The 21,488-nt window shown below is 39.2% G+C and carries 19 protein-coding genes and 1 pseudogene; 5 read left to right on the top strand and 15 right to left on the bottom strand.

The features are described from left to right. The first annotated feature begins 77 nt into the window (after positions 1–77). Positions 78–446, top strand: a complete 369-nt coding sequence (locus tag PR833_RS16180; RefSeq protein WP_004917323.1) for a DUF1992 domain-containing protein — start codon at positions 78–80, stop codon at positions 444–446. On the opposite strand, the gene PR833_RS16175 is transcribed toward PR833_RS16180, so the two are convergent. Then, positions 433–1,143, bottom strand: coding sequence for a helix-turn-helix transcriptional regulator (locus PR833_RS16175; RefSeq protein WP_014657412.1), 711 nt, complete (start codon positions 1,141–1,143; stop codon positions 433–435). The two genes, PR833_RS16180 and PR833_RS16175, sit on opposite strands and share 14 nt — an antisense overlap. 69 nt (positions 1,144–1,212) lie before the next feature. Next, on the bottom strand, positions 1,213–1,548 hold the full coding sequence (locus tag PR833_RS16170) for a tRNA-binding protein (RefSeq protein ID WP_004917327.1): 336 nt from the start codon (positions 1,546–1,548) through the stop codon (positions 1,213–1,215). 291 nt (positions 1,549–1,839) lie between these two features. On the opposite strand from PR833_RS16170, the gene PR833_RS16165 reads away from it, so the two are divergent. Next, positions 1,840–2,397, top strand: coding sequence for an NADPH-dependent FMN reductase (locus tag PR833_RS16165; RefSeq protein WP_272526349.1), 558 nt, complete (start codon positions 1,840–1,842; stop codon positions 2,395–2,397). Between the two features lie 128 nt (positions 2,398–2,525). Here the strand turns inward: PR833_RS16165 and potD are convergent, their stop codons facing one another. The 4 genes from potD to potA all read right to left on the bottom strand — a co-directional run bounded on the left by potD (position 2,526) and on the right by potA (position 6,521). Continuing rightward, the gene (gene potD / locus PR833_RS16160; protein WP_014657409.1) at positions 2,526–3,575 is read right to left on the bottom strand and encodes a spermidine/putrescine ABC transporter substrate-binding protein PotD; all 1,050 of its coding nucleotides are present in this window, start codon (positions 3,573–3,575) and stop codon (positions 2,526–2,528) included. A gap of 213 nt (positions 3,576–3,788) precedes the next feature. Beyond that, complete coding sequence (gene potC / locus PR833_RS16155; RefSeq protein ID WP_004917333.1) at positions 3,789–4,565, bottom strand: spermidine/putrescine ABC transporter permease PotC; 777 nt, start codon at positions 4,563–4,565, stop codon at positions 3,789–3,791. Beyond that, a complete protein-coding gene (gene potB, locus PR833_RS16150; RefSeq protein WP_004917336.1) occupies positions 4,562–5,425 on the bottom strand; it encodes a spermidine/putrescine ABC transporter permease PotB in 864 nt (287 codons plus the stop codon). Before potB ends, potC begins: the two co-directional genes overlap by 4 nt. Then, positions 5,412–6,521, bottom strand: a complete 1,110-nt coding sequence (potA, locus tag PR833_RS16145) for a spermidine/putrescine ABC transporter ATP-binding protein PotA (protein ID WP_004917339.1) — start codon at positions 6,519–6,521, stop codon at positions 5,412–5,414. Before potA ends, potB begins: the two co-directional genes overlap by 14 nt. A 785-nt stretch (positions 6,522–7,306) precedes the next feature. Here potA and PR833_RS16140 point away from each other — a divergent pair. Continuing rightward, a pseudogene (locus tag PR833_RS16140) lies at positions 7,307–8,952 on the top strand (fumarate hydratase). A gap of 68 nt (positions 8,953–9,020) precedes the next feature. Here PR833_RS16140 and PR833_RS16135 read toward each other — a convergent pair. From PR833_RS16135 to PR833_RS16110, 6 genes are all read right to left on the bottom strand, one after another. Then, on the bottom strand, positions 9,021–9,989 hold the full coding sequence (locus PR833_RS16135; RefSeq protein WP_004917347.1) for a fimbrial protein: 969 nt from the start codon (positions 9,987–9,989) through the stop codon (positions 9,021–9,023). 15 nt (positions 9,990–10,004) lie between these two features. Beyond that, the gene (locus PR833_RS16130; RefSeq protein WP_014657408.1) at positions 10,005–10,556 is read right to left on the bottom strand and encodes a fimbrial protein; all 552 of its coding nucleotides are present in this window, start codon (positions 10,554–10,556) and stop codon (positions 10,005–10,007) included. Between the two features lie 9 nt (positions 10,557–10,565). Continuing rightward, positions 10,566–11,294 (bottom strand): fimbrial biogenesis chaperone, encoded by a 729-nt coding sequence (locus tag PR833_RS16125; protein ID WP_004917351.1) that lies wholly within the window; start codon positions 11,292–11,294, stop codon positions 10,566–10,568. Positions 11,295–11,305: 11 nt separating this feature from the next. Beyond that, positions 11,306–13,705: a fimbria/pilus outer membrane usher protein gene (locus tag PR833_RS16120; RefSeq protein WP_241776265.1), complete on the bottom strand. Its 2,400-nt coding sequence runs from the start codon at positions 13,703–13,705 to the stop codon at positions 11,306–11,308. A gap of 305 nt (positions 13,706–14,010) precedes the next feature. Beyond that, entirely contained in the window at positions 14,011–14,571 is a 561-nt protein-coding gene (locus PR833_RS16115; protein WP_004917353.1) for a fimbrial protein, read from the bottom strand. A gap of 121 nt (positions 14,572–14,692) precedes the next feature. Beyond that, positions 14,693–14,995 (bottom strand): helix-turn-helix domain-containing protein, encoded by a 303-nt coding sequence (locus PR833_RS16110; RefSeq protein WP_004917356.1) that lies wholly within the window; start codon positions 14,993–14,995, stop codon positions 14,693–14,695. A gap of 1,254 nt (positions 14,996–16,249) precedes the next feature. Here PR833_RS16110 and PR833_RS16105 point away from each other — a divergent pair. Together PR833_RS16105 and PR833_RS16100 are read left to right on the top strand one after the other, a co-directional pair. Beyond that, positions 16,250–17,230, top strand: a complete 981-nt coding sequence (locus PR833_RS16105) for a nitrilase family protein (protein ID WP_004917359.1) — start codon at positions 16,250–16,252, stop codon at positions 17,228–17,230. A gap of 97 nt (positions 17,231–17,327) precedes the next feature. Next, positions 17,328–18,233, top strand: a complete 906-nt coding sequence (locus PR833_RS16100) for a LysR family transcriptional regulator (RefSeq protein ID WP_272526348.1) — start codon at positions 17,328–17,330, stop codon at positions 18,231–18,233. Between the two features lie 95 nt (positions 18,234–18,328). Here PR833_RS16100 and PR833_RS16095 read toward each other — a convergent pair whose 3' ends face one another. From PR833_RS16095 to PR833_RS16085, 3 genes are all read right to left on the bottom strand, one after another. Continuing rightward, positions 18,329–19,648, bottom strand: a complete 1,320-nt coding sequence (locus PR833_RS16095) for a polysaccharide deacetylase family protein (RefSeq protein ID WP_004917363.1) — start codon at positions 19,646–19,648, stop codon at positions 18,329–18,331. 260 nt (positions 19,649–19,908) lie between these two features. Beyond that, positions 19,909–20,523 (bottom strand): Tat proofreading chaperone DmsD, encoded by a 615-nt coding sequence (dmsD, locus tag PR833_RS16090; protein WP_004917365.1) that lies wholly within the window; start codon positions 20,521–20,523, stop codon positions 19,909–19,911. A gap of 107 nt (positions 20,524–20,630) precedes the next feature. Next, positions 20,631–21,488: a DmsC/YnfH family molybdoenzyme membrane anchor subunit gene (locus PR833_RS16085; RefSeq protein WP_272526347.1), complete on the bottom strand. Its 858-nt coding sequence runs from the start codon at positions 21,486–21,488 to the stop codon at positions 20,631–20,633.

Genomic DNA, 21,488 nt, shown 5'->3' with positions numbered 1-21,488 from the left:
TTTTATTTCCCTATTTTAGCTATCTTTATGCCATCGCTGTTATAATCAGCTTATCCTTTTCAACTAAATAAACCATTATGTCTGTTATTGATGATTGGGCAGAACGCCATATTCAAGAAGCGTTAAATAAAGGTGAGCTAAAAAATCTGAAAGGCGAAGGACAACCGCTTTTACTTGATGACGATAGCCAAGTTCCACCTGAATTACGAGCGGGTTATCGTATCTTAAAAAACTCAGGGTATTTGCCCCCCGAATTACAGTACCGAAAAGATGCACTCACGTTGGTCGATATGCTAAAAGGGCTTGCTCATGATGATCCTAATTACCAGCCTCTAAGTAAGCAACTTTCTTTATTAGAGCTCAAACTTAAACAAGCGAATATCAATACTGATTTTTTACATGGTGAGTATGAAGCGCATATCCGCCAGCGTTTTAAACCTGAATAGATAACTTGATAGCTCCTGTTCGATATTCCATAGGAGTTTTACCATAGTATTGGCGGAATGCTTGGCTAAAAGCCGAGTGTGAATCATAGCCTACAGACAATGCAACTTGCTCGATTGAATTCGCCGTCATCAGCAAGCGGCAAGCCGCTTCCATGCGCCTTTGTACAAGTAATTGCATTGCGGTGAGTTGTGTCGCCGCTTTAATTTTCCGTTGTAGCGTACTTACTGACATACAAAACGCATTCGCCATATCTTGGCAACTGAGTGGAAGATGTAAGCGTGCATCAATCCATCGGGTCACCCCATCAATCCACTGCTCTTCAGGTTTCATTTGAGCAAGCAGCAATTTTGCAATGGTCGTATGTTGTTCGAGGGGTTGAGGAAACCGCTGCAACCAATTTAATAGCCCAATAGCAGCGGGAGTTAGCGAAAAAGACGTTGCTTTGTCATCAAGTGCCCATGGAGACGTGCTTGGCATCTCTAAAACATAATTTTGGTTGCCTGATAGACCGCTAAATGCATGACTTACACCAGGTGCAATGACCACACCATTTCCCGCCGCTAATAGAAAATGCTGCCGATGCATATTAATTTCCATGCCCCCCGATAACGCAAAGACAACCTGCCATTGCTCATCGTGTTGATGAGAAATCACATCTTCGGAATATTGGCGATAATGTAATTCAGGCAATAACAAAAGCGCACTCCTCTTTACTGGTAATAGGAGGAGTATAGCCCTTTTAGGGGGAAAAATGCACTTGATCACTTAGGCAAGTAATGCCCCGTTAGGCAACGGTAGATTAAATTCAGCAAGTACTATCGCCCCTTTTTCATCCGGTGCACCTGTGATCAAAACCTCTGATTTAATACCGGCAATACGTTTAGGCTCAAAATTACAAACACATAAAACTCGTTTGCCGATCAGCTCCTCAAGGGTGTAATTTACAGTGATCTGTGCACTTGAGCGCTTCACACCTAATTCACCAAGATCGACGTCCATCACGTAGGCGGGTTTTTTAGCTTTACTGTTCACTTCTGCTTTAATAATTGTGCCAACGCGCATTTCAACGCGAGTAAAATCATCCCATTCAATGAATTGCATAAACCTTACCTGAACTTAGTTATTAATAGACTTTTAGGCTAACACAAAATTGAAATAGGCTTTTATTGCTAAACACGCATTTTTTGTCGCCAAACCGTCATGGAAAATGATACAGATTGATTGGTCGATTTTATTTTAGTTATTCAGATAGTTATAAGTACTATAAACCGATAATAACCTGCCTGCTTTTGATTACCCACCATTTTTATATATCCAGAATTGGCTTTATAGAGTGATAAAGCGCTAAAATATATCAGCGAAGCATCCATTCACACTAGAGAAGGTTTAATTATGTCGAATCAATATAAAATTGGTGTCATCGTTGGCAGTCTACGCACAAACTCATACAACCGCCAAGTTGCAGAAGCCTTAGTGAAGCTTTTCCCTGATCATTTCACATTTAACTTTCTCGATATCAGTGAGCTTCCTTTATATAACCAAGATGCCGATAAACAGCTACCCAGCGTTGTCGCTAACTTTAAATCACAAATTGCCGAGCGTGATGGGATTATTTTTATCACGCCTGAATACAACCGTTCAATCCCGGGTGTATTAAAGAATGCGATTGACCACGCATCGCGCCCTGCGGGGAATAATTCATGGAATGGTAAACCAGCAGGCATTTTAGGGGTATCAACAGGCAATATCAGTACTGCAATTGCGCAGCAGCACTTGCGTGTCTGTCTAGCATCTTTAAATATGCCAACTATGAATCAACCTGAATGTTATTTGAAATGGTTTGAAGGTATGGTTGATGAACAACATAATTTTGCGCCGAAAAGCCAAGCATTTATTCAGGCGTGGGTGGATACTTATTGCCAGTTTGTTATCCGAAATGTTGCCAACTAATTGAGTGATATAAGAATAAACAACATCTACTTTTATCGGCTATAATCCGTATTAACAACAAAAAAGCACCGTAATTATGAAGTACTCCCATAACGTTGGGGGCTTCATTACGGTGCCTTTTGGTTTGATTAACGTCCTGCTTTTAACTTCTGGAAATACTCTTCATAAATAATGTTGGTATTGCCAACATCACTTTGCCATTCCCCTTTTTGCAATACCTCTTCACTTGGATAAAGAGACGGGTCATTAGCAATTTCCGGTGGTAGCATTTTCTTCGCTTCAAGGTTTGGCGTTGGGTAACCAATAGATTCGGCAACTTGTGCTGCAATATCAGGACGTAATAAGAAGTTGATCAACTTATGTGCCCCTTCAGGGTTTTTCGCATTGGCTGGAATAGCTAAGCTATCCATCCAGAAAATTCCCCCTTCTTTTGGCCAAATCACTTCAATCGGTAAACCTGCTTGGCGAGCAACAAAGGCTGAGCCATTCCACAGCATGCCGACATCAACCTCACCTTCGATAAACGGCGTTGCTGGGTTATCAGAGTTAAATGCAAGGATATTTGGACGTAGTTTTTGTAACTCTTTATAAGCCTCTTCAATCTCTTTAGGATCGGTTGTGTTACCTGAATAACCGAGTTTTGTGAGTGCAACTTGGAATACTTCTCGTGCATCATCCATCATTAACAGGCTATTTTTATATTCAGGTTTCCAAAAATCGGCCCAAGAGGTGATTGAGCCTGGGTCAACGGCCTCACCATTAATACCGATCCCCGTCGCTCCCCAAATATAAGGAACGGAAAAATCATTTTGTGGATCGAACTCTTTATACAGTAAATTCGGATCTAGGTTTTTAAAATTACTTAGTTTTTGTTTATCGATTTTTTGTAGCATCCCCTCTTTACTCATTTTAGAAATAAAATAAGTAGAAGGAACGACCAAATCATAAGCCCCTTCTTTATAGGTCTTAAGCTTGGTGTACATACTTTCATTTGATTCGTAGGTGGAGTAAATCACCTTGATCCCAGTTTCTTTAGTAAATTGCTCTAATAAACCGGGGGGAACATATTCTGTCCAGTTATAGAAATACAGTACGTCTTTATTTTCGTCTGCGGCGGTTGCCGTGCCAATACTTGCAGCCATTAAGCCAGCCGCTAGTAGATAGGACCATTTTTTCATTACTGAGCATCCCTCAACAAAGTGTTTTCTTATACTCGCCATATTTCAAGTGACCATTAATGACTTTATTTAGCCGCTAATCGCTTGAATTATCTTGCGTATATATATCGTATAAGCTCATCTAGAGCTCACCCTCTTCGCCAAATGGCATTAAGTATGCGAGCTACCGAACCCAATAGCTCGCGACATTTACAGCACAAAAAATTATTTGAGCTATTTCGAAAACTTATCTCTCATCACCCACTGGCTCAAACAGACTAATACTAGCGACATGATCAACAATACAGTCGCCAATGCGTTAACCTCTGGGGAAACGCCCACTTTTACCATCGAGTAGATTTTTAGCGGTAAAATTTCATAGCTAGGGCCTGTAACGAAGGAGGAGACCACAACATCATCCATCGATAAGGTAAAGCTTAATAGCCAGCCTGCCACGACCGCAGGAAACGCTAACGGCAGGATAATTTTACGTAAAATAGTAAACTCACCCGCACCAAGGTCACGCGCTGCCTCTAGCATTTTCACATCAAAATCTTTCAGCCTCGCATAGACGGTAACCACCACGAAAGGTAGACAAAAAGTAATGTGTGAAAACAGTAGCGACCAAAAACCAAGCGAAACCCCTAAAAGCATAAACAATACCAGTAGAGAAATGGCCATAACGATATCCGGTGACATCATCACAACAAATAACATACCACCGACAAAGGGTTTCCCTCTAAAACGATAACGAAACAGTGCAACTGCCGTTAACGTACCGATAATTGTCGCAAACGTGGCAGAAATAATCGCCATCGTTAATGAATGTCCAGCCGCTTGCAACAAACTATCGTTGTTGATTAACAGCTCATACCATTTGGTTGAAAAACCTTGCCAACTGATCCCAAAACGCGATTCATTGAACGAGTTCACAATCAAAATGATAATTGGAATATAAAGATAAGCGTAGACGATGGCCATAAAGCCACCTCGTAACGTGCGACCGATCATTCTTCATATGCCTTTTTATTCAATAGCTTAGCAGCTCGGTAATACACATACAGCAACAGCCCCATCATCACCGTTAAGAAGATGCTGGTTGCCGCACCAAACGGCCAATCGCGAATATTTAGGAACTGGCTCTTAATAACGTTCCCTATCAAGAGGTTTTTCGCTCCCCCCATCAGATCCGCAACATAGAACAGCCCCATCGCTGGCAGTAAAACAAGTAAGCAGCCGGCGATAATCCCAGGCATAGTCAATGGAATAATTATCTTCACAAATGTCTGGAGTTTGTTAGCACCGAGATCTCTTGCGGCTTCTAAGTAAGACTTATCCAACTTTTCAATACTGGAATAAAGCGGCATGACCATAAAGGGTAATAAAATATAGATAAGCCCTAACACAACCGCTTCAGGTGTATACATCAGACGTATCGGCTTATCGATAAGCCCTATCCACAGCAAGAAATCATTCAAGTACCCTTTCGTACTCAAAAACACTTTTAGCCCATAAATGCGAATTAAAGAGTTAGTCCAGAAAGGCACTATCAACAAAAAGAGCATTAAAGGCTGTAGGCGTTTAGGTAATTTCGCCAAAATAAAGGCAAAAGGATAACCGATAACTAAGCAGAAGAAAGTGGCGATCAGCGCCATATTCAACGAGTGGAGCATCACCTCAGCATACATGGGATCAGACAAACGGATGTAGTTATCCCATGTAAAGATCATATCAACAAGATTGGTATCACTGCGTGTTAAAAAGCTCGTACCAATGATCATGATGTTAGGCAAAAATACAAAGAGTAATAGCCATGCCACCACGCCCGTGATAATGACATTTTGTAAGATCTTGTGTTTACGCCTGATCATCCAGTACCACCTCCCAGCTTTCAACCCAAGTTACAGCAACTTTTTGGTTTAAGGAGTGGTCTACATCTGGGTCATCTTCATTGAAGAATTCACTGACCATGATGATTTTGCCATCTTCCATCTCTACCACAGAATCTAACGTCATTCCCTTATAGTTACGTTCACGCACATAACCGATTAAACCGGGATAGTTTTCTGCATCGTTCACCTCTTCTACGCGCAAATCTTCCGGGCGTAATAAAACATGAACCGATTGGCCTTCTTGGACAGGTAAAGTGGTAAAAATGTCACATTCATGCCCTTCAACATTGGCACGAATACGTTGTTCATCAATGCGATATAAGACTTTTGCATCAAAAATATTGATTTCACCAATAAATTGAGCCACAAAGAGGTTTTTAGGCTCTTCGTAAATTTCACGCGGCGAGCCATCTTGCTCAATTTTGCCTTCACGCATAACAATAATACGATCTGACATTGCAAGGGCTTCTTCTTGATCATGGGTAACGAAAATAAAGGTGATCCCCAATTTACGTTGCAGCGCTTTTAGCTCATTTTGCATCTGCTTACGTAGCTTATAATCAAGTGCGGATAAAGACTCATCCAGCAAAAGGACTTTTGGACGATTAACGACGGCACGGGCGATCGCAACGCGCTGTTGCTGCCCACCAGAGAGTTGATTTGGTCGACGTTGTGCAAAATCCTCCAACTGCACCATACGCAATGCTTGATCAACTCGCTTTTGGATCTCGTCAGCAGGGGTTTTCTGCATACGCAAACCAAAAGCAACGTTTTCAAAAACGGTCATATGCGGGAACAGAGCGTAGCTTTGGAATACCGTATTCACAAAACGCTGCTCAGCAGGGATATCTGTAATATCCTGACCATCAAGAATAATTTTGCCTTCATCAACATCTTCTAGGCCGGCAATTAAACGTAGAACCGTTGTTTTGCCACAGCCAGAAGGGCCTAAAATGGTCAAAAACTCACCATTTTGGATGGTTAAGTCAAGCTCGGATATAATTTGTTTGCCATCGAAAGCTTTATTAAGTGCTTTCAATTCGACGAGTGGTGTCAGAGAGGTTGTCTCAGTCATTTATGCTACACTCTATCCCTATGAATAATGCAGATAGAACCGCTACCGTTAAAGACTGTGTAAGCTTATCGGAGATTTACTCTTCATACTTCCCCAGCAAAGCCCAAAACCAGTAGCGCCATTTAAATTTCATTAAGTGGTGCATGATAAACACTGTTTGTGTAAATTGAAAGCCATTTTCAGTACTTTGTTTGCATTTCATTATGAAAACGCAATGAAAGAATTCCCTTTGTCATAAAAACAAGCCACTTAACCATAGTTACACTAAGCAATAAGCCATTGTAAAACAACATAAAGCCACACTTAAGTTAGCTTTTCATTGTTCATAATAGAAAGCAACAAAGTATTTGTTATAGTTCAATAAAATATAGGCTAGAACAATCGAAAACATCCAAACATTAAAAATAAAAATGATATCGATTTGGTCATATTCTCAATGCCATTTTTACAACTGAATGTCAGAAATAGATAGCCGATAATATTCATCACATATAACCAAAATAAACCGATGTTTATTATTCTGTGACCTTCGGCAAGTTTCTAACTTAAATCAAATGTAATATCGATAATATTAATCGAAATCATATTATTCACCACATCTCGTTGAATATAATCATCTTATCAAGATAGACACGCGATATTTATTATTTCTAATGTGTGCTTATTTTGGTCTTTAACAATTTATATAACGCTGAGGGCCGCTTTAAAGTGCATCTATAAAAATAAATATGCCCTCACTGAATCTATTAACGATATTCCATTGAATTGATATGTGAGTGAACAACATGCCTAATAAAGAGTTTTTCTACCAACCCCTTTATCCTTTATCTGAGGATAAGACTGAATATTACCAATTAACGGATAAATATGTTTCTGTAGAATCCTTCGCAGGTAAGGATATATTAAAAATTGAGCCAGAGGCATTAACCGTGCTTGCCCAACAGGCTATTCATGATTCTCAATTTTTCCTAAGAACTGCACACCAAAAACAAGTTGCCGCCATCTTGTCTGATCCTGAAGCGAGTGAAAATGACAAATACGTGGCTTTACAACTCTTACGTAACGCTGAAATCTCAGCGAAAGGTATTTTGCCAAACTGCCAAGATACTGGCACAACGACGATTGTTGCTAAAAAAGGCCAACAGGTTTGGACTGACTGTAATGATGCCGAGCTATTATCTCGTGGTGTTTATCATGTTTTCCGCCAAGAAAACTTACGCTTTTCACAAAATGCCGCCTTAGATATGTATACAGAAGTCAATACAGGTACTAACTTACCTGCTCAAATTGATATTTTTGCTACCGAGGGGGATGAATACCATTTCTTGTTTGTTAATAAAGGCGCAGGATCAGCCAATAAATCGGCACTATTTCAAGAAACCAAAACGATTTTAGAACCAAACAAGCTAACAGCATTTCTTATCGAAAAAATGAAGGCATTAGGAACCACTGCTTGCCCTCCATACCATATCGCCTTTGTGATTGGTGGTACTTCAGCAGAAGCAACATTAAAAGCAGCCAAGCTTGCTTCAACGAAATATTATGACAATCTGCCTACATCCGGTAATGAACACGGCCAAGCATTTCGAGACATTGAATTAGAAAACACCCTACTTGAAGCAACTCGTCATTTTGGTTTTGGTGCACAATTTGGTGGTAAATATTTTGCGCATGATGTCAGAGTCATACGCTTACCTCGTCATGGAGGCTCCTGCCCAATTGGCTTGGCCATTTCATGTTCTTCTGACCGTAATATCAAAGCCAAAATCAATAAACAGGGTTTATGGATTGAAAAAATGGAGCAGACCCAGCCCAATATATCCCTGAATCTTTACGCCAACATAATGAAGCTAAAGTGGTTCACATCGACCTCAATCAACCGATGAAAGCTATCTTAGCAGAGCTCAGTAAGCACCCTGTTTCAACCCGTGTTTCACTCAGCGGCCCACTCATTATTGCTCGTGACATTGCCCATATGAAACTAAAAGAGCGCTTAGATAAGGGTGAAGAACTACCACAATATTTTAAAGATCATATGGTTTATTACGCGGGTCCTGCTAAAAAACCAGAAAGTAAAGTTTCTGGCTCTTTAGGCCCCACAACGGCGAATCGCATGGATCCGTATGTCGATTTATTCCAATCCCACGGTGGTAGCATGCTCATGCTGGCAAAAGGTAATCGCACCCAAGTGGTTACTGATGCTTGCAAAAAATACGGAGGATTCTATTTAGGCAGTATTGGTGGTTCAGCAGCAATTTTAGCGCAAGAGTATGTAAAAAGTTTAAGTTGCCTTGAATACCCTGAATTGGGAATGGAAGCCGTCTGGAAAATGGAAGTTGAAGGATTGCCAGCCTTTATTTTAGTTGATGATAAAGGCAATAATTTCTTCGAACAGGTACAAGACCAAACATGTAAAAAGTGTATTAAATAATCAAAAAAATAACGGCGACCTACTCTATGGTCGCCGTTTTTGATGCGATAAATAAACAGGTATCGTCGCTAATAATAATTTATTCGTACAACTGTTGAGGCATTAAATTTCCCCGTATTTACTGTTGGCGCAACTTTTTTAATTGATGCTGTATAATTACGTGTTACTGAAGTGCTACCTGTCGCTAACGTACCGAAAAACTGGAAATAGTTGAACTTCATTCGATTATTTTTATCGTCAAAGAGCGTTAAGTTTGTACCATTTTTCAAGTCAATCGCATATTCTCCATTAAGCTGTTCAGTCGTTTCAAAATTAATATTCATTGAGAAATTATCTAAACAACCTCTTTTCACCGCTTGTACTTGAAATTGTTTTTTAAATTCTTTCCCTTGGTTAAGATCCGTTACCATTAATTGCCCAAAATCAATTTGTTGTGATTCTGGAAACACTTTAATATCGGCTCCGCATTTCAAAAAACGGATCCCACGTAATCCTGAAATTGAATATCTTAGGTTTTTAGCTCCAGGCGTAGTATTAATCCCCCCACTGCCATCAAATTGGAAAACCGTAAATTGGTTATCCCCATTATAATTCCCCGATGGTGGAACGACCCCCGTCACTTTAATATACAGGGTGAAAGTCACAGTGACCGTCACACTTTGGCCTTTACGAATAGGATTTGTGCCTAAATTGACACGCTGCTGATTTCTTTCTAACTGTTCCCCCTTGTAATTCGCCCCCAACAATAGCCCTGCACCAATCTTTTGGGAGGTCGGGTTAAAATACATATGAACAACGTCAACCGCGTTACCTAATACGTTATTGCAATAAACGGTCACCGTCATTGGGTCTGATTGCCAGATAATAGTATTTGCTGGTGTATCTGCTGGAATGGCTAATTGTCCAACAGGAACCGGAGGTTTAATAACATCACCTGTACCATATTCCACGCAATCTAATGCAAATGCTTTTGTGCTAAAAAATACCAATAACAATAAAAGCGATAATCCACTGTGCTTAATAAATCTGTGTATCATGAGTTATACACCTTATTAAAGATAGGCAATGCTCAACATAATTTGTGCTTTGATATTACCTATGGTTAAGTCTTTCCGAGGAAGGTAGCTTTCTAACATTGAGTAAAGTGTAATTTGCTGATTATCATCGAAATAAATAGAGTAATTGCGATATTCTCCATTAGGTACAATATTGCCATTTTTATCCATTAATCGGATGCCATATCCTTCTAATATCGTCTTGCCGCCAAATAAATCACGGTCTGAGCTTTTTGTTGGCTCAGAAATAAACATTAGCCGAACAACCGGTTTTCTATCATCACGATTAAAAGAGGGAAAAATGCAATCATCAAATTTTAACTTGATCTCTTGCTTAGGGCTTCTATCCCCTATTTCATTAAAGAAATTCAGAGAAATTGGTCCTAAATCAATATTTTGATCCAATGAAGAAAAACTGATCTTACAAGGCAATGAAATGACTTGCCCCGTAAAATTAAGATCGCCCTTCATCATGCTGCTATCGGCATAAACCCAGCTACTTAGCAGCAAAGAAATACAAAGGCTTATTGATATATAACAATTTCTCATTGCCAGCACCTATTTACTTTCGTTAGCCAACTGACAAACAGACGCAGCACATTGGTAAGTCAACATTTTCATACCACCATAATCATCCATATAACCTGTATATAATTGCTTAAATGGCGTTGTAGGAACTGTGACACTTTCCTTTGACATTGGAGCAATCATAACGCTTTCAAAATCAGGAAAATTATTGGTCGTGTTGCTACTTAAATACCCCAAAGTCACATAATATTTAGTTGGGTTTTCAATCAATAAACGGTTACCGGAATGAGTATATTTCAATTCTTTCGCCCAAACTTTATCGCTATTATTTTCAATTTGAGCTGGTCGATAGAACATTTTTAAGCGACTTTGAATTGCAATTTGCACCACGTTTTCTTTATTTGAAACTGGTGGGATCTCTCGGACATTCAGATAAAATAGCGATTCTCTGTCTTGGGGCAATTTATCTATTGCCTCCGTTTTAATAATTTTTATTTGGTTTTTCGTATTTGGCTCAACTCGCTGCATCGGAGGCAGCACCGTAAAAGGCTCTGCAATCTTATTTCCCTTATCATCTTCCATCCATGACTGAGCAAGATAAGGTAATGTTTTACTTTGGTTATTAATAACTAAACTGACTGATTTATCCTGACCGGGAAAAATGATCCGTGTGCGATCGATATTGATTGCGGCAAATGCGGTTTGCACACTGATAAACACGAATGAAAGGCAAACAGTGCCTTTATATAATTTATTCATAACAATTTCCTTTAAAGGCAGGGGATCAAAACTTTACTTTGTTCTTTTCCAGAAAAATTGGTAAAACTTAATTGGCATTGTTCATTTCCACCCGCCCACTTAACGGTATATTTCTCAGTAGGAGTAATCCCTGTTAAATACACAATCCCATTATCAGCAATAATGCCGACCTCTCTCCCTGAGCTGGCTTCTATAACACTGGTGCCTAATGGCGGATATTTCCCATTTCCCATACGAATAATGGCTAATATACGTTTTCCCTGATTGGCTCGAATGGTTTGATAACCTATCGCGCCCTCCGTCAAAGTCTTACCAATAATGTTGTCGTTGACATCAACATCATCAGGTAACGTATTCATATCGATATACACATCTGAATTAGAGAAACTATTTAAATTAGTCGCGACACCGATACCAAAGCGATTAGTCACCGACTGGCCATTATCAATAGAAATTCCTGCAACATCACCACTATCAATGACTACCCGAGGTTCATTACTAGTACCATTACGATGAAGCGCCGCACCATATTTCGTGGCCGTCATGGAGCCGTACCAACTTCCGCCGAAGGCTCGATAAGCATTCACATTTTCAGTCGCATTGAGATTTAATACACCATAAGCCGATGAGTACTGATAACTACCACTGATACTAGGCTCCATTCGGCCTAGTTGACGTTTATCGCCCCCAGCACGTAAACTCCAATAGTTGTTGTTAATGTTTTCACTGTAATACGCGACTGATTGATTTAACTCTTTGCCATCATTCGCATATTGCAGGTCATAACTGATAGAGGCGCCACTTTCTAGCGGAATAGAGAGTGATAAATACGCTTGGTTATCATCCGTTTCTTGGTACTTTATTTTATTTAATGACAATGTTGCTGACATATTTCTGATATTACCAAGGTTAAATATTTTGCTCAGACTCATGCCAAATGTCGTGGTTGATTCACTATTCCAAAATTGGTGGTGAGACGCATTAAGATATAAGGTGGCATCCAATAAACTGATATATTGGTTAAAGGATGCGGTATACACATTTTTATCTCGCCTAAAATCCAACATGCCGTTTGCAGCATCAATGTATTGCGGCATGGTTAAAAATGCTTTATCCGAGAACTTATAACCCGCAAAGGTGATCTGTGAGTTAGTGGATTCAAATCGTTTAGAATAATTTAAGCGGTAGCTATTTCCTGAATAAGTTCCCAAATTATTTAACTTCGCCTTAGCGCGTGTAATATCAAATGAAAGAGCGCCGAACTGGTTCATGTTTTGACCAATACCAACGTTAATGGCTTGATATTCGTTGTTATTAAGTGTGGCAATCACTCCCCCGAATAAGGATGTACGACTAAAAAGGCCATAAGAGGCTTCACCTGCAATAAACCGCGGTTTAGTACGTTGTGAACGGCCAAATGGGCTAGATTCCCCCACTGAAAGCTTATATAAAAATTGCCCCTGCCGCGTTAAAAAAGGCAGCGATGCCGCGGTGACTTGATACTGTGTTTGGCTGCCATCTTCCTCTTGAATGGTGACATCTAACGTACCTTGTACCGCCTCGGTGATGTCCTGAATATTAAAAGGCCCTGGTGCAACACGAGCTTGTTTAATCACACGCCCATTTTGAGTAATAGTGACCATTGCATTCGTTTTGGCAATTCCTGAAATTTGTGGCGCATAACCACGCATCGAAGGGGGTAACATGCGAGTATCACTAAAAATCGACGCGCCAACAAAACGAAAACTGTCAAAGAGCTCCGTTCTTAAATATGACTCTCCTAATAAAATTTTTGCCCCTAATTCAGGGAAGGCTCTAAAGGCATAAAATTGCGTCCAATCAAATCGTTGGTTTGTTTTACCTTGTGAGCGATTATATTGATATTGATAGTCAGCACGGAAACGCCACGCACCTAAATTCACCCCCGTTGTTCCGTTGCTACTGGCGCTAAAGGTTTCATTGCTATTTTTTGGCGCAGAATAGTTAGTAAATAGATTGTAGTCTATTAATAAACCTGCAATTCCATTATCCCATTGCGATGGTGGCACCCAGTAAGGGTCATCATATTCCAACCAAGCTTGAGGGATTGAAAATAGAATATTTTGGTTTGCTTTATCGAAAACATAATTTATGTTCATTGATTTAGGCAATTCAACACACTGATTACGCTTATCCTGTAATATTTTATTCCTAATGCTCGTTTTTAAGGAAAAAAGCTCTATCATTTCAGGCGTAATACAGAGTGCTGAAGTATCTTTATTAACTTCAATAAACTTAATGAAATATTGTCCAGATAACTTACGACCATTTAATGTAATGTCTGTAAGATATTCACCTGCAGGTACAAAATCTGGATTGGAAAATTGACTGAGATCGATGTTGTCTCTATCTTTTGCATCAATAATATTCATATTAAACTCTATTGCATTAGATACACTTGATACCGACAGTGTAAGAAAAATAGAGAATAATAATTTATTCATATTTGGTTGAAGCGACAAAAACATGATAATCCCAGTCAAATAGATAAACTAATCAAAACAAGGGGAAAAGCAACAGGCAAATAAATGCCTGTTACTGATATGTACTCAAAATAATTCACATTTTATCTAAATAACAAACGGAATAGCTTTTACCACTATCAAGAGTAATAAAACTCATTAAGCCATTACATTCTTAATAAATAATAAAATAACTTTAAGTATAATGTGAAAATTTATAGGTAATTTAAGGCGTAAGTTGCTTGAGAAATAATACTACCTGTTTCTACCTTATTACCATTTGCTTCAACGCGTGCGCTAAATGTTAATTTATTCGCACCATTCACCAGTGGCATTTCAACGCTGGTATCCCCAACTTTCATGACTGCACCGTCTGCGTTAATTAGGCGAACGCCAACACCTTTCGATGTTCCCGTGTTAGCCAATAAATCCTTTTTCGTGGTATCTGGAGTACCAGAGAATGTCACTTTCACTTTACTGACCGCAGGGAAAAGCACTTTGTCGTCTGCACCCGTCACCGCAGCCAGATCACAATTCTCTAATGCAATAGTGTACTGAACGCTTTGGCTAAATTTATTGCCCGTTTCTAATACTTTATTCGCGACTTGACCTAAATCGACATTAACTGTTCCATCGCCAGGTAAACTGCACGGTGCATTAATGACTTTACCTGTAAAGTTAATGACACCACTTCCTTGGTCAATAGCTGCATTTGCAACTCCAGTAGCACATGAAGCAACAATAGTTGTAGCTAATATGGTTTTAACAAATTTCATTTCATTTTCCTATTTAAGACAAAAGACTAACGTACATAAACTCCCTAACGATAAAAATCGTTAGGCAGAAATTTATTATTATGTTGTGGCTGAGGAAGGCTATGAAGTAGTAATATGAAGTTTATAGATAATGATTAACTACCATATGATTCACAAGGTTATTTTTAATTTCATTGTCATTTATTAATTCAACACGACCTTCTATTGAAAAGATTTCATCATTAAAAAAACAGATCAAATCGGTTTCAAGTGCTTTAGCCAAACTAAGAAGATTATCTAATGTAATATTACATTCACCCCTTTCATAGCGTGAAACTTGCTGTTGACTGATACCAACTAATCCAGCAAGTTCAGCACCTGAAAGCCCTAATTCTTTTCTTCTTTTGCGAATTTCTTTACCAACGATCTGGTTTACATTTTTCATTTATTAAGACCCGACCTAATTTAAAATAGTCAATAATGACATGGATAAAGCAATAAAAGCTCATTTGTTTATTATTATTATTTTAATTTATCCCTACTTAAGAAATAGAGATAATCGTAAAGGTCTAATTTGGAGTGATTATAGAACGCATTGCTCGAAAGTAAAACTGTTTGTAACGTTCGATACGATCAATCAAATTAGACAAAACCTATCAAAAACATCTATTAAAAAAAAGAATAATGCCTCAATAAACCTATTCATATTTTATTATGTTTTTATTATCCTCCTAAAATAATAAATCTATTTTAAACGGATGATATTTAACATTAATTCATTTTACCCTCCACCGTTGTAAACATAGAAAAGAATAGAATATTAATAACGAATTAAGAGTATTAACCAACTATACTCAATAATGCTTTTTTATTGTTGAAATATAAGAATAATTTATAAAATATATTCAAAAATTCAAATTTAATCATTCTTTTTAGATTCTAATTATTTTACCATCGCCAGTGGTTTATTTATTTTATCTTATGTGAACAAGTAAAAAATTTAGTAGCAAAATCATACTCGGTATAGGAGTATAAAATATGTTAAACATCCGCTTTATTGCTCTTATTTGCATTTTAACTTCCTTTAGTAGGGGTTAGGTGGTTTTCAATCGTTACATTTGATACAAAGTAAACTTATTAGTAGTTTTTACTAATACCCTCTCTTGTGAAAAAATATATAACCCCTTATAATCAACAACATATAGTTTTTACTAAGTGTAACAAAGTAATATTGAATGTTTCTATTTGCTGTAATATCTATATTTGGCTGACGTTAAATAGCACAAAAAGACTATTCGTTATCAACCATCAATAAGCTCAAAAAACGTTAATCCTGAGTTTATTAGATAGTTTGACTTAAAACCTAAAAATTGATAGAGAGAATAGAGAGATATAAAACAATCTATTCTTAAGCTAGCACTAATGCTAACGTTCTTTGAAATATTTTTTTATCGATGCCTTTACAGATAAAGCAACAAAAAATCCAATAGCTTTGGCCGTCTTATAGAGTGAAATACTATGCTTCTAAATAAGATTGGAGTAAAAATTGGCTGATCATTTTTCACTATCATGGAAAATAAATCGCTCTTTTGTGCGGAAGCCATTTAATAACCATTGGTTATCGAATAAGAGAATATCTCATTATACCTAGCTCAAATTATATGGTGTTATCTACTCATCGTAAGAGAGGAGATACCCTATGTCGACACCAATTCGAGTCGCCACCGTACAATTCCAACATAAAGCCTCTGATAAGGCTTATAACCTAAAACAGATCCATGCATTTATCGATCAGGCCGCATCTCAAGATGTGCAAATACTTGTGCTGCCAGAAATGTGCATTACAGGTTATTGGCACGTGCCTAAGCTGCCTAGCGAAGCTGTCTATCAGCTCAGTGAAACTTTACATGATAGCCCATCATTAACACCTATCCGCCAACGTGCAAAAGAGCTTAATATGATCATTGGCGTGGGGTTAATTGAAAAAGGCTTAGATGATAAATGCTATAATACTTGGGTTGCTTGTATGCCTGATGGCACGTATCACGCCCATCGGAAATTACATGCCTTTGAGCATCCAAGTATTCATTCAGGCGATAGCTACACTGTGTTTGATACGCCGTGGGGAGTGAAAGCAGGGATCTTAATATGTTGGGATAATAATTTAGTCGAGAACCCACGAGCAACCGCATTAATGGGAGCTGATATTATTTTAGCACCACACCAAACGGGGGGAACTCATTCCCGTAGCCCATACAGCATGAAGCCAATTCCTCTTCCTTTATGGGAGAACCGAGAAAAAGATCCTGAAGCATTACGAGAAGCCTTTCAAGGGGAGCATGGTCGTGGCTGGTTAATGCGTTGGTTACCTGCTCGCGCCCATGATAATGGCGTCTTTTATATTTTCAGTAATGGCGTTGGTTTAGATGACGATGAAGTCCGTACAGGTAATGCCATGATCATCGACCCATATGGTCGTATTATCAACGAAAGCGATGCTATTGATAATGATATGGTAATCGCCGAGCTAGACTTAAGCTTACTTCCAATGTCAACTGGCCGCCGCTGGATGTCAGGCCGTCGCCCTGAGTTGTATAATATTTTGACAAAAACAATGGGTTATGAGCGTGATGCGCGAAGTGTGCGATTTGCTGATAAGCCTGTCGCAATTTCAAAATAACAGCAGCACATTTCCTTAAATGGATAATATACTTGTAGAGACGCCATTCAGGGTCTCTACAAGTTAACATGACTGATAAATTTACTGATGAGGCGTAATGGATACCCGATTATTACGTGCTTTTGTTGTTTTAGCTGACACGGCAAACTACCATACGGCTGCATCCCAATTGTGTATCACCCAACCCGCACTAACGAAGCAGATTAAACTGTTAGAGCAACAGCTCTCAATAACGTTATTTGAACGAGGTCGACATGGTGCACAACTGACTGAAAATGGTCGTAAGCTGCTCCCTTTTGCGCAACAAGTATTATCTCAAGCTGAGCTACTTTTTAACCGAGCAAGCGAATTGAGTACCCAATTCCCGAAATCTATTCATGTTGGATTTGGCATATCAACGTTCCAAGAAGCCTCTTTTTTCGTTGCGCGTTTGCGAGAACATTTAAAACAGACAACGATTTACTTTGATGATATGCCGTCAGATATCATGTCGCAAAAATTAGAAAATCACCAATTACAGGTTGCATTTTTACGCCGTCCTGAAATTGCATTTTCTACAGATTTTACAGTGCACCCGTTAAAACAAGAGACCTTGGCTCTCGCCATTTCGACATCACAACTCAGTGATGACCCCGTGAAACAGCTATTAATAAAGCACCCTTATTTATCGCTGCGTAAAGAAAGAGGTAGCGGACTATCACATCAAATCGAACGGTTCCTGGGCCAACAGGGGATCTCATTAGAGCCGGTACAAGAGGCTAGCGATATTCAAACCATCATCGCACTGGTTGCCGCTGGTGTGGGAGTCAGTTTAGTTCCTTATAGTTCAAGGCATATTAGCCGCCACGATGTGGCTTTTATCCCCATTGAAGACAGCCCATCGGCTATGTGGAATATTGATGTAGTTTGGTCATTAGCACTGCCTAAGCCTTGGCAAAATACCATTATGACACTACTTAAAGAAACTATGCTTCGTTTCAATCATAGCTCGAGTCTAAAATAATACTATTTAGTGATTGCTATGGTCATGTCAGGCTTCTTAATCGTAATTCCATAAAGGAAAGCGCATTCGCTTTCCTTTATTATTCGTCGCTATGCTTACCTATCAACCACAATATTTTTATTGACGATATTATCACTGCGGTTCCCCACCATCTGAGCGAACTTTTCGATAGGATCTGTTTTTAGTGCATACAATCTTTTTAATGCCAATGGGTTATCCCCTAAGCGTACTTTGCCTTGTATAGTCGTTACAGCAAGGTGCATTCCTGCTTGTTTTGCTGCGTTCATTGCCGTTTGGTTAAAACCACCAAATGGATAGGCTAAATAACGTTGCTCACGGGTAAATGGTTGTAAAGCATGCATAGAGCGTTGGAAATCTAAGAAAATAGTATGCTCTTTGCGACTAAAAATAACAGGGTTTTTACGAGCATCTAGCTTATGTAAGAAATGCGTGTGTGACTGAATATTAAACACATCTTGGCTACTTTTAATTTCCTGCTTACTCATAAATTGCAAACCATCTGCCGACCACTTTTGCGGCACACTTTTAATACGCGAAGAAATAACGAACAATGTGGCCTGTTGATGGTTATTTTTTAAAATTGGATACGCGTAGCGATAAACCGATTTCAAGCCATCATCAAACGTCAACACCACCGATTTAGCAGGCAAATTAACCGATTTATCTAAATATCCCTCAAGATCAGATAATGACAGTGTTTGGTAACCCGCCTGCTTCAAGTAATCCATTTGGGCGCGAAATGCCTCGACAGAAGTGGTCGTCGATGTATGCTGAAATTTTTTATTCTCACTTTCTTTGAGTAAGTGATGATAAGTGAGAACCGGTATCCCTTTGTCTATCTCAACCTCATCTGATTTGATATACCCTAAGCGGTCACCTAAGCGAATGGTTAACCAAGCTGTTTTTTCACCATTTTTTTCTGTTTTGATCATCCGATCCAACACGGGATAACGCAAATTACCAAATAGCATCGCGATTGGCTGGCTGTTTGCTTTTGCTGAGCGATAGACTAATGTGTTTTGTGTCGTGATCAGATAATTGTAGATAGGGTTATTTAAGTCATTTAACCTATCGTCTTCCGGTTTTAAACGTGGTTTTAAAGGTGATACTTCTTCTGTGTTCACATAAGCATAATCATTACCAAACTGCATAGGTCGATAATCACCAGCAGGCTCATACATATAGAAACCATGTTCAGAATAAAGCTCGGCGACAGCTTTCATTTCCCCAGCAATAGGCGCAAAAATCGTCTCATTCTGTTTAATCTGCATGAGTGTTGGCGGGGTATCAGCCAATTGCCAATCTTCTGTACTTTGTGGCGGTGTTAGAGCAAATGATTTTGGGATCAATAAAAAAATGAAAATAACAAATAATATCCACGACTGATTACGCATACTCTACCCATAATAACGACCAGAGAAAAAAACCGGCTTATTCTAAACCGACTCAATAGCTATTATCCCTATACTTTACAAAAAATAATTTATCTAAATAAGATAATGACGAGAGATAACACACCCAGTGTATTCTCGTCATTGTCTCAATTCGTATAACGAATAACCAATTTTTAGTGGAGGGGGCGGTAGTGGTGGGTCGTATTCGCTATGTTGATATAGCCCTTTCATTCAGGGCTATACCACAAATTTAATCATATTTAACGATAGAAAATCGCCTTTTCAGCCGCTTTCACATCAAGCGATTGCTGCCAATTCACTAACGTCAAATGGGCAAGCTCCGCAAGTCCGACATAGAAAGGAAAATGGGCATCTGCCTGCATTTTATTAAGATAGTGCACACCCCAAGGCAATATGTGTTGAGCCAACAGTTCATTGAGTTTGGCAGGGTTATTTTCTGCCACCCATGCGACCATCATTAATAATAAGCCAAAGTGATCTTCTGGTTCATTTTGCGTTAAACAAATATCAATCTGGTTATGTTGCATCCACTCGCGTAGTTGCAATGTTGATTCACCAAAAATCACATTCTCTTTATCGAGCCAAACAGATCCCCAAGGTGGTGCTGGTAACGCATATGGGCCTATAAATAGCCGCTGATATGCGTCATCCAATGTTTCATTATCTGTCTGTATTATTGCCATTTTATCGGCGATCGCCTGCTTTTGCTCCTCAGAGCCATACGGCCACTCTTCCGCCCATTGTGGCGTTGATAGCAATGCGATAATGTCTTGGATATCATTCGGTGCATAATAAAAGGCAGCACCGAGTACGCGTGCTGTCAAAGAGATAGAATTTAAAGTTTGTTCACTCATGGTGTATTTTATTCGCTTATTATTCGATACTTAACGGCTGTTTGCCTTGATTTAACCACAAATAGTTTAAAAGGCTTAGCAGTAAATCACTAAGCCTTCTTCTCAGTTTAATTAACCGCCATACCAACGGTCATATGTAGGCCGTAAAAAACACCACGCCCCACGATTTCACCTGCGAGCACGAATAAAAAACCGATCCCCATATTAATCACAGAAGGGTTACGTTTTGCCACTAATGGCATTATCCAACAACCTAACCCCATTGCGATGGCAACGATTTTAATATCCATGAGTATTCCATAATCTGGCACTAGGTCGACCGCTTTTTGTACGGATGTTTCTATACTTGCCAAATCAAAGCCTTGGGTGATTGCCACACATACACTGACGAGTAATGCAACCACACTCAATGCAGGAATACGGCGAATACATTGCAAATCAAACCCAGCGATACGTAACAACAGTGCAGCTAATATTGGGCCACCAAGGAATGCCGTTAAGACAAAATTTAGGGTGGTATAGCTGTTATTCCAAGTTGGAACAGTATCTATCAGGTAAACGCGAGATGTTGCAACAATAAAGACTGCTGCCATGACCATCACGACTAATAGCCATAATTTGCCGAGTGCCGCTGGCATTTTATTAAGCACCGCCAGAAGCCAGTAAAAACCACCCAAGGCAAAAAACAGCGCCCCACTCGCTACCTCATTACTCAGTGATGATGCCCCTAAGCGATTAAATGAGTTGAAAGCGCGTAACGGTGTTCCCATATGTGTCGTGGATAATAGGAAGCCTATCCCCATCAATAGCCACAAACCAAACATGCTGTAATGCACTTTACGGTTAAGCTCTGTTGACAGTTTTCCACTGAGTATCACCGCTGCCATAAAAATAAAAGCACCCGCCACGCTTTGGCCTATCACCGTGAAAAACATCAATGGCCATTCATGAATTCCCGATCCCAT

Source organism: Providencia sp. PROV189, from assembly GCF_028480065.1.
Lineage (GTDB): Bacteria > Pseudomonadota > Gammaproteobacteria > Enterobacterales > Enterobacteriaceae > Providencia > Providencia stuartii.
Note: the sequence above shows the minus strand (reverse complement) of the source record. Positions and strands in the feature narration are given on the sequence as shown.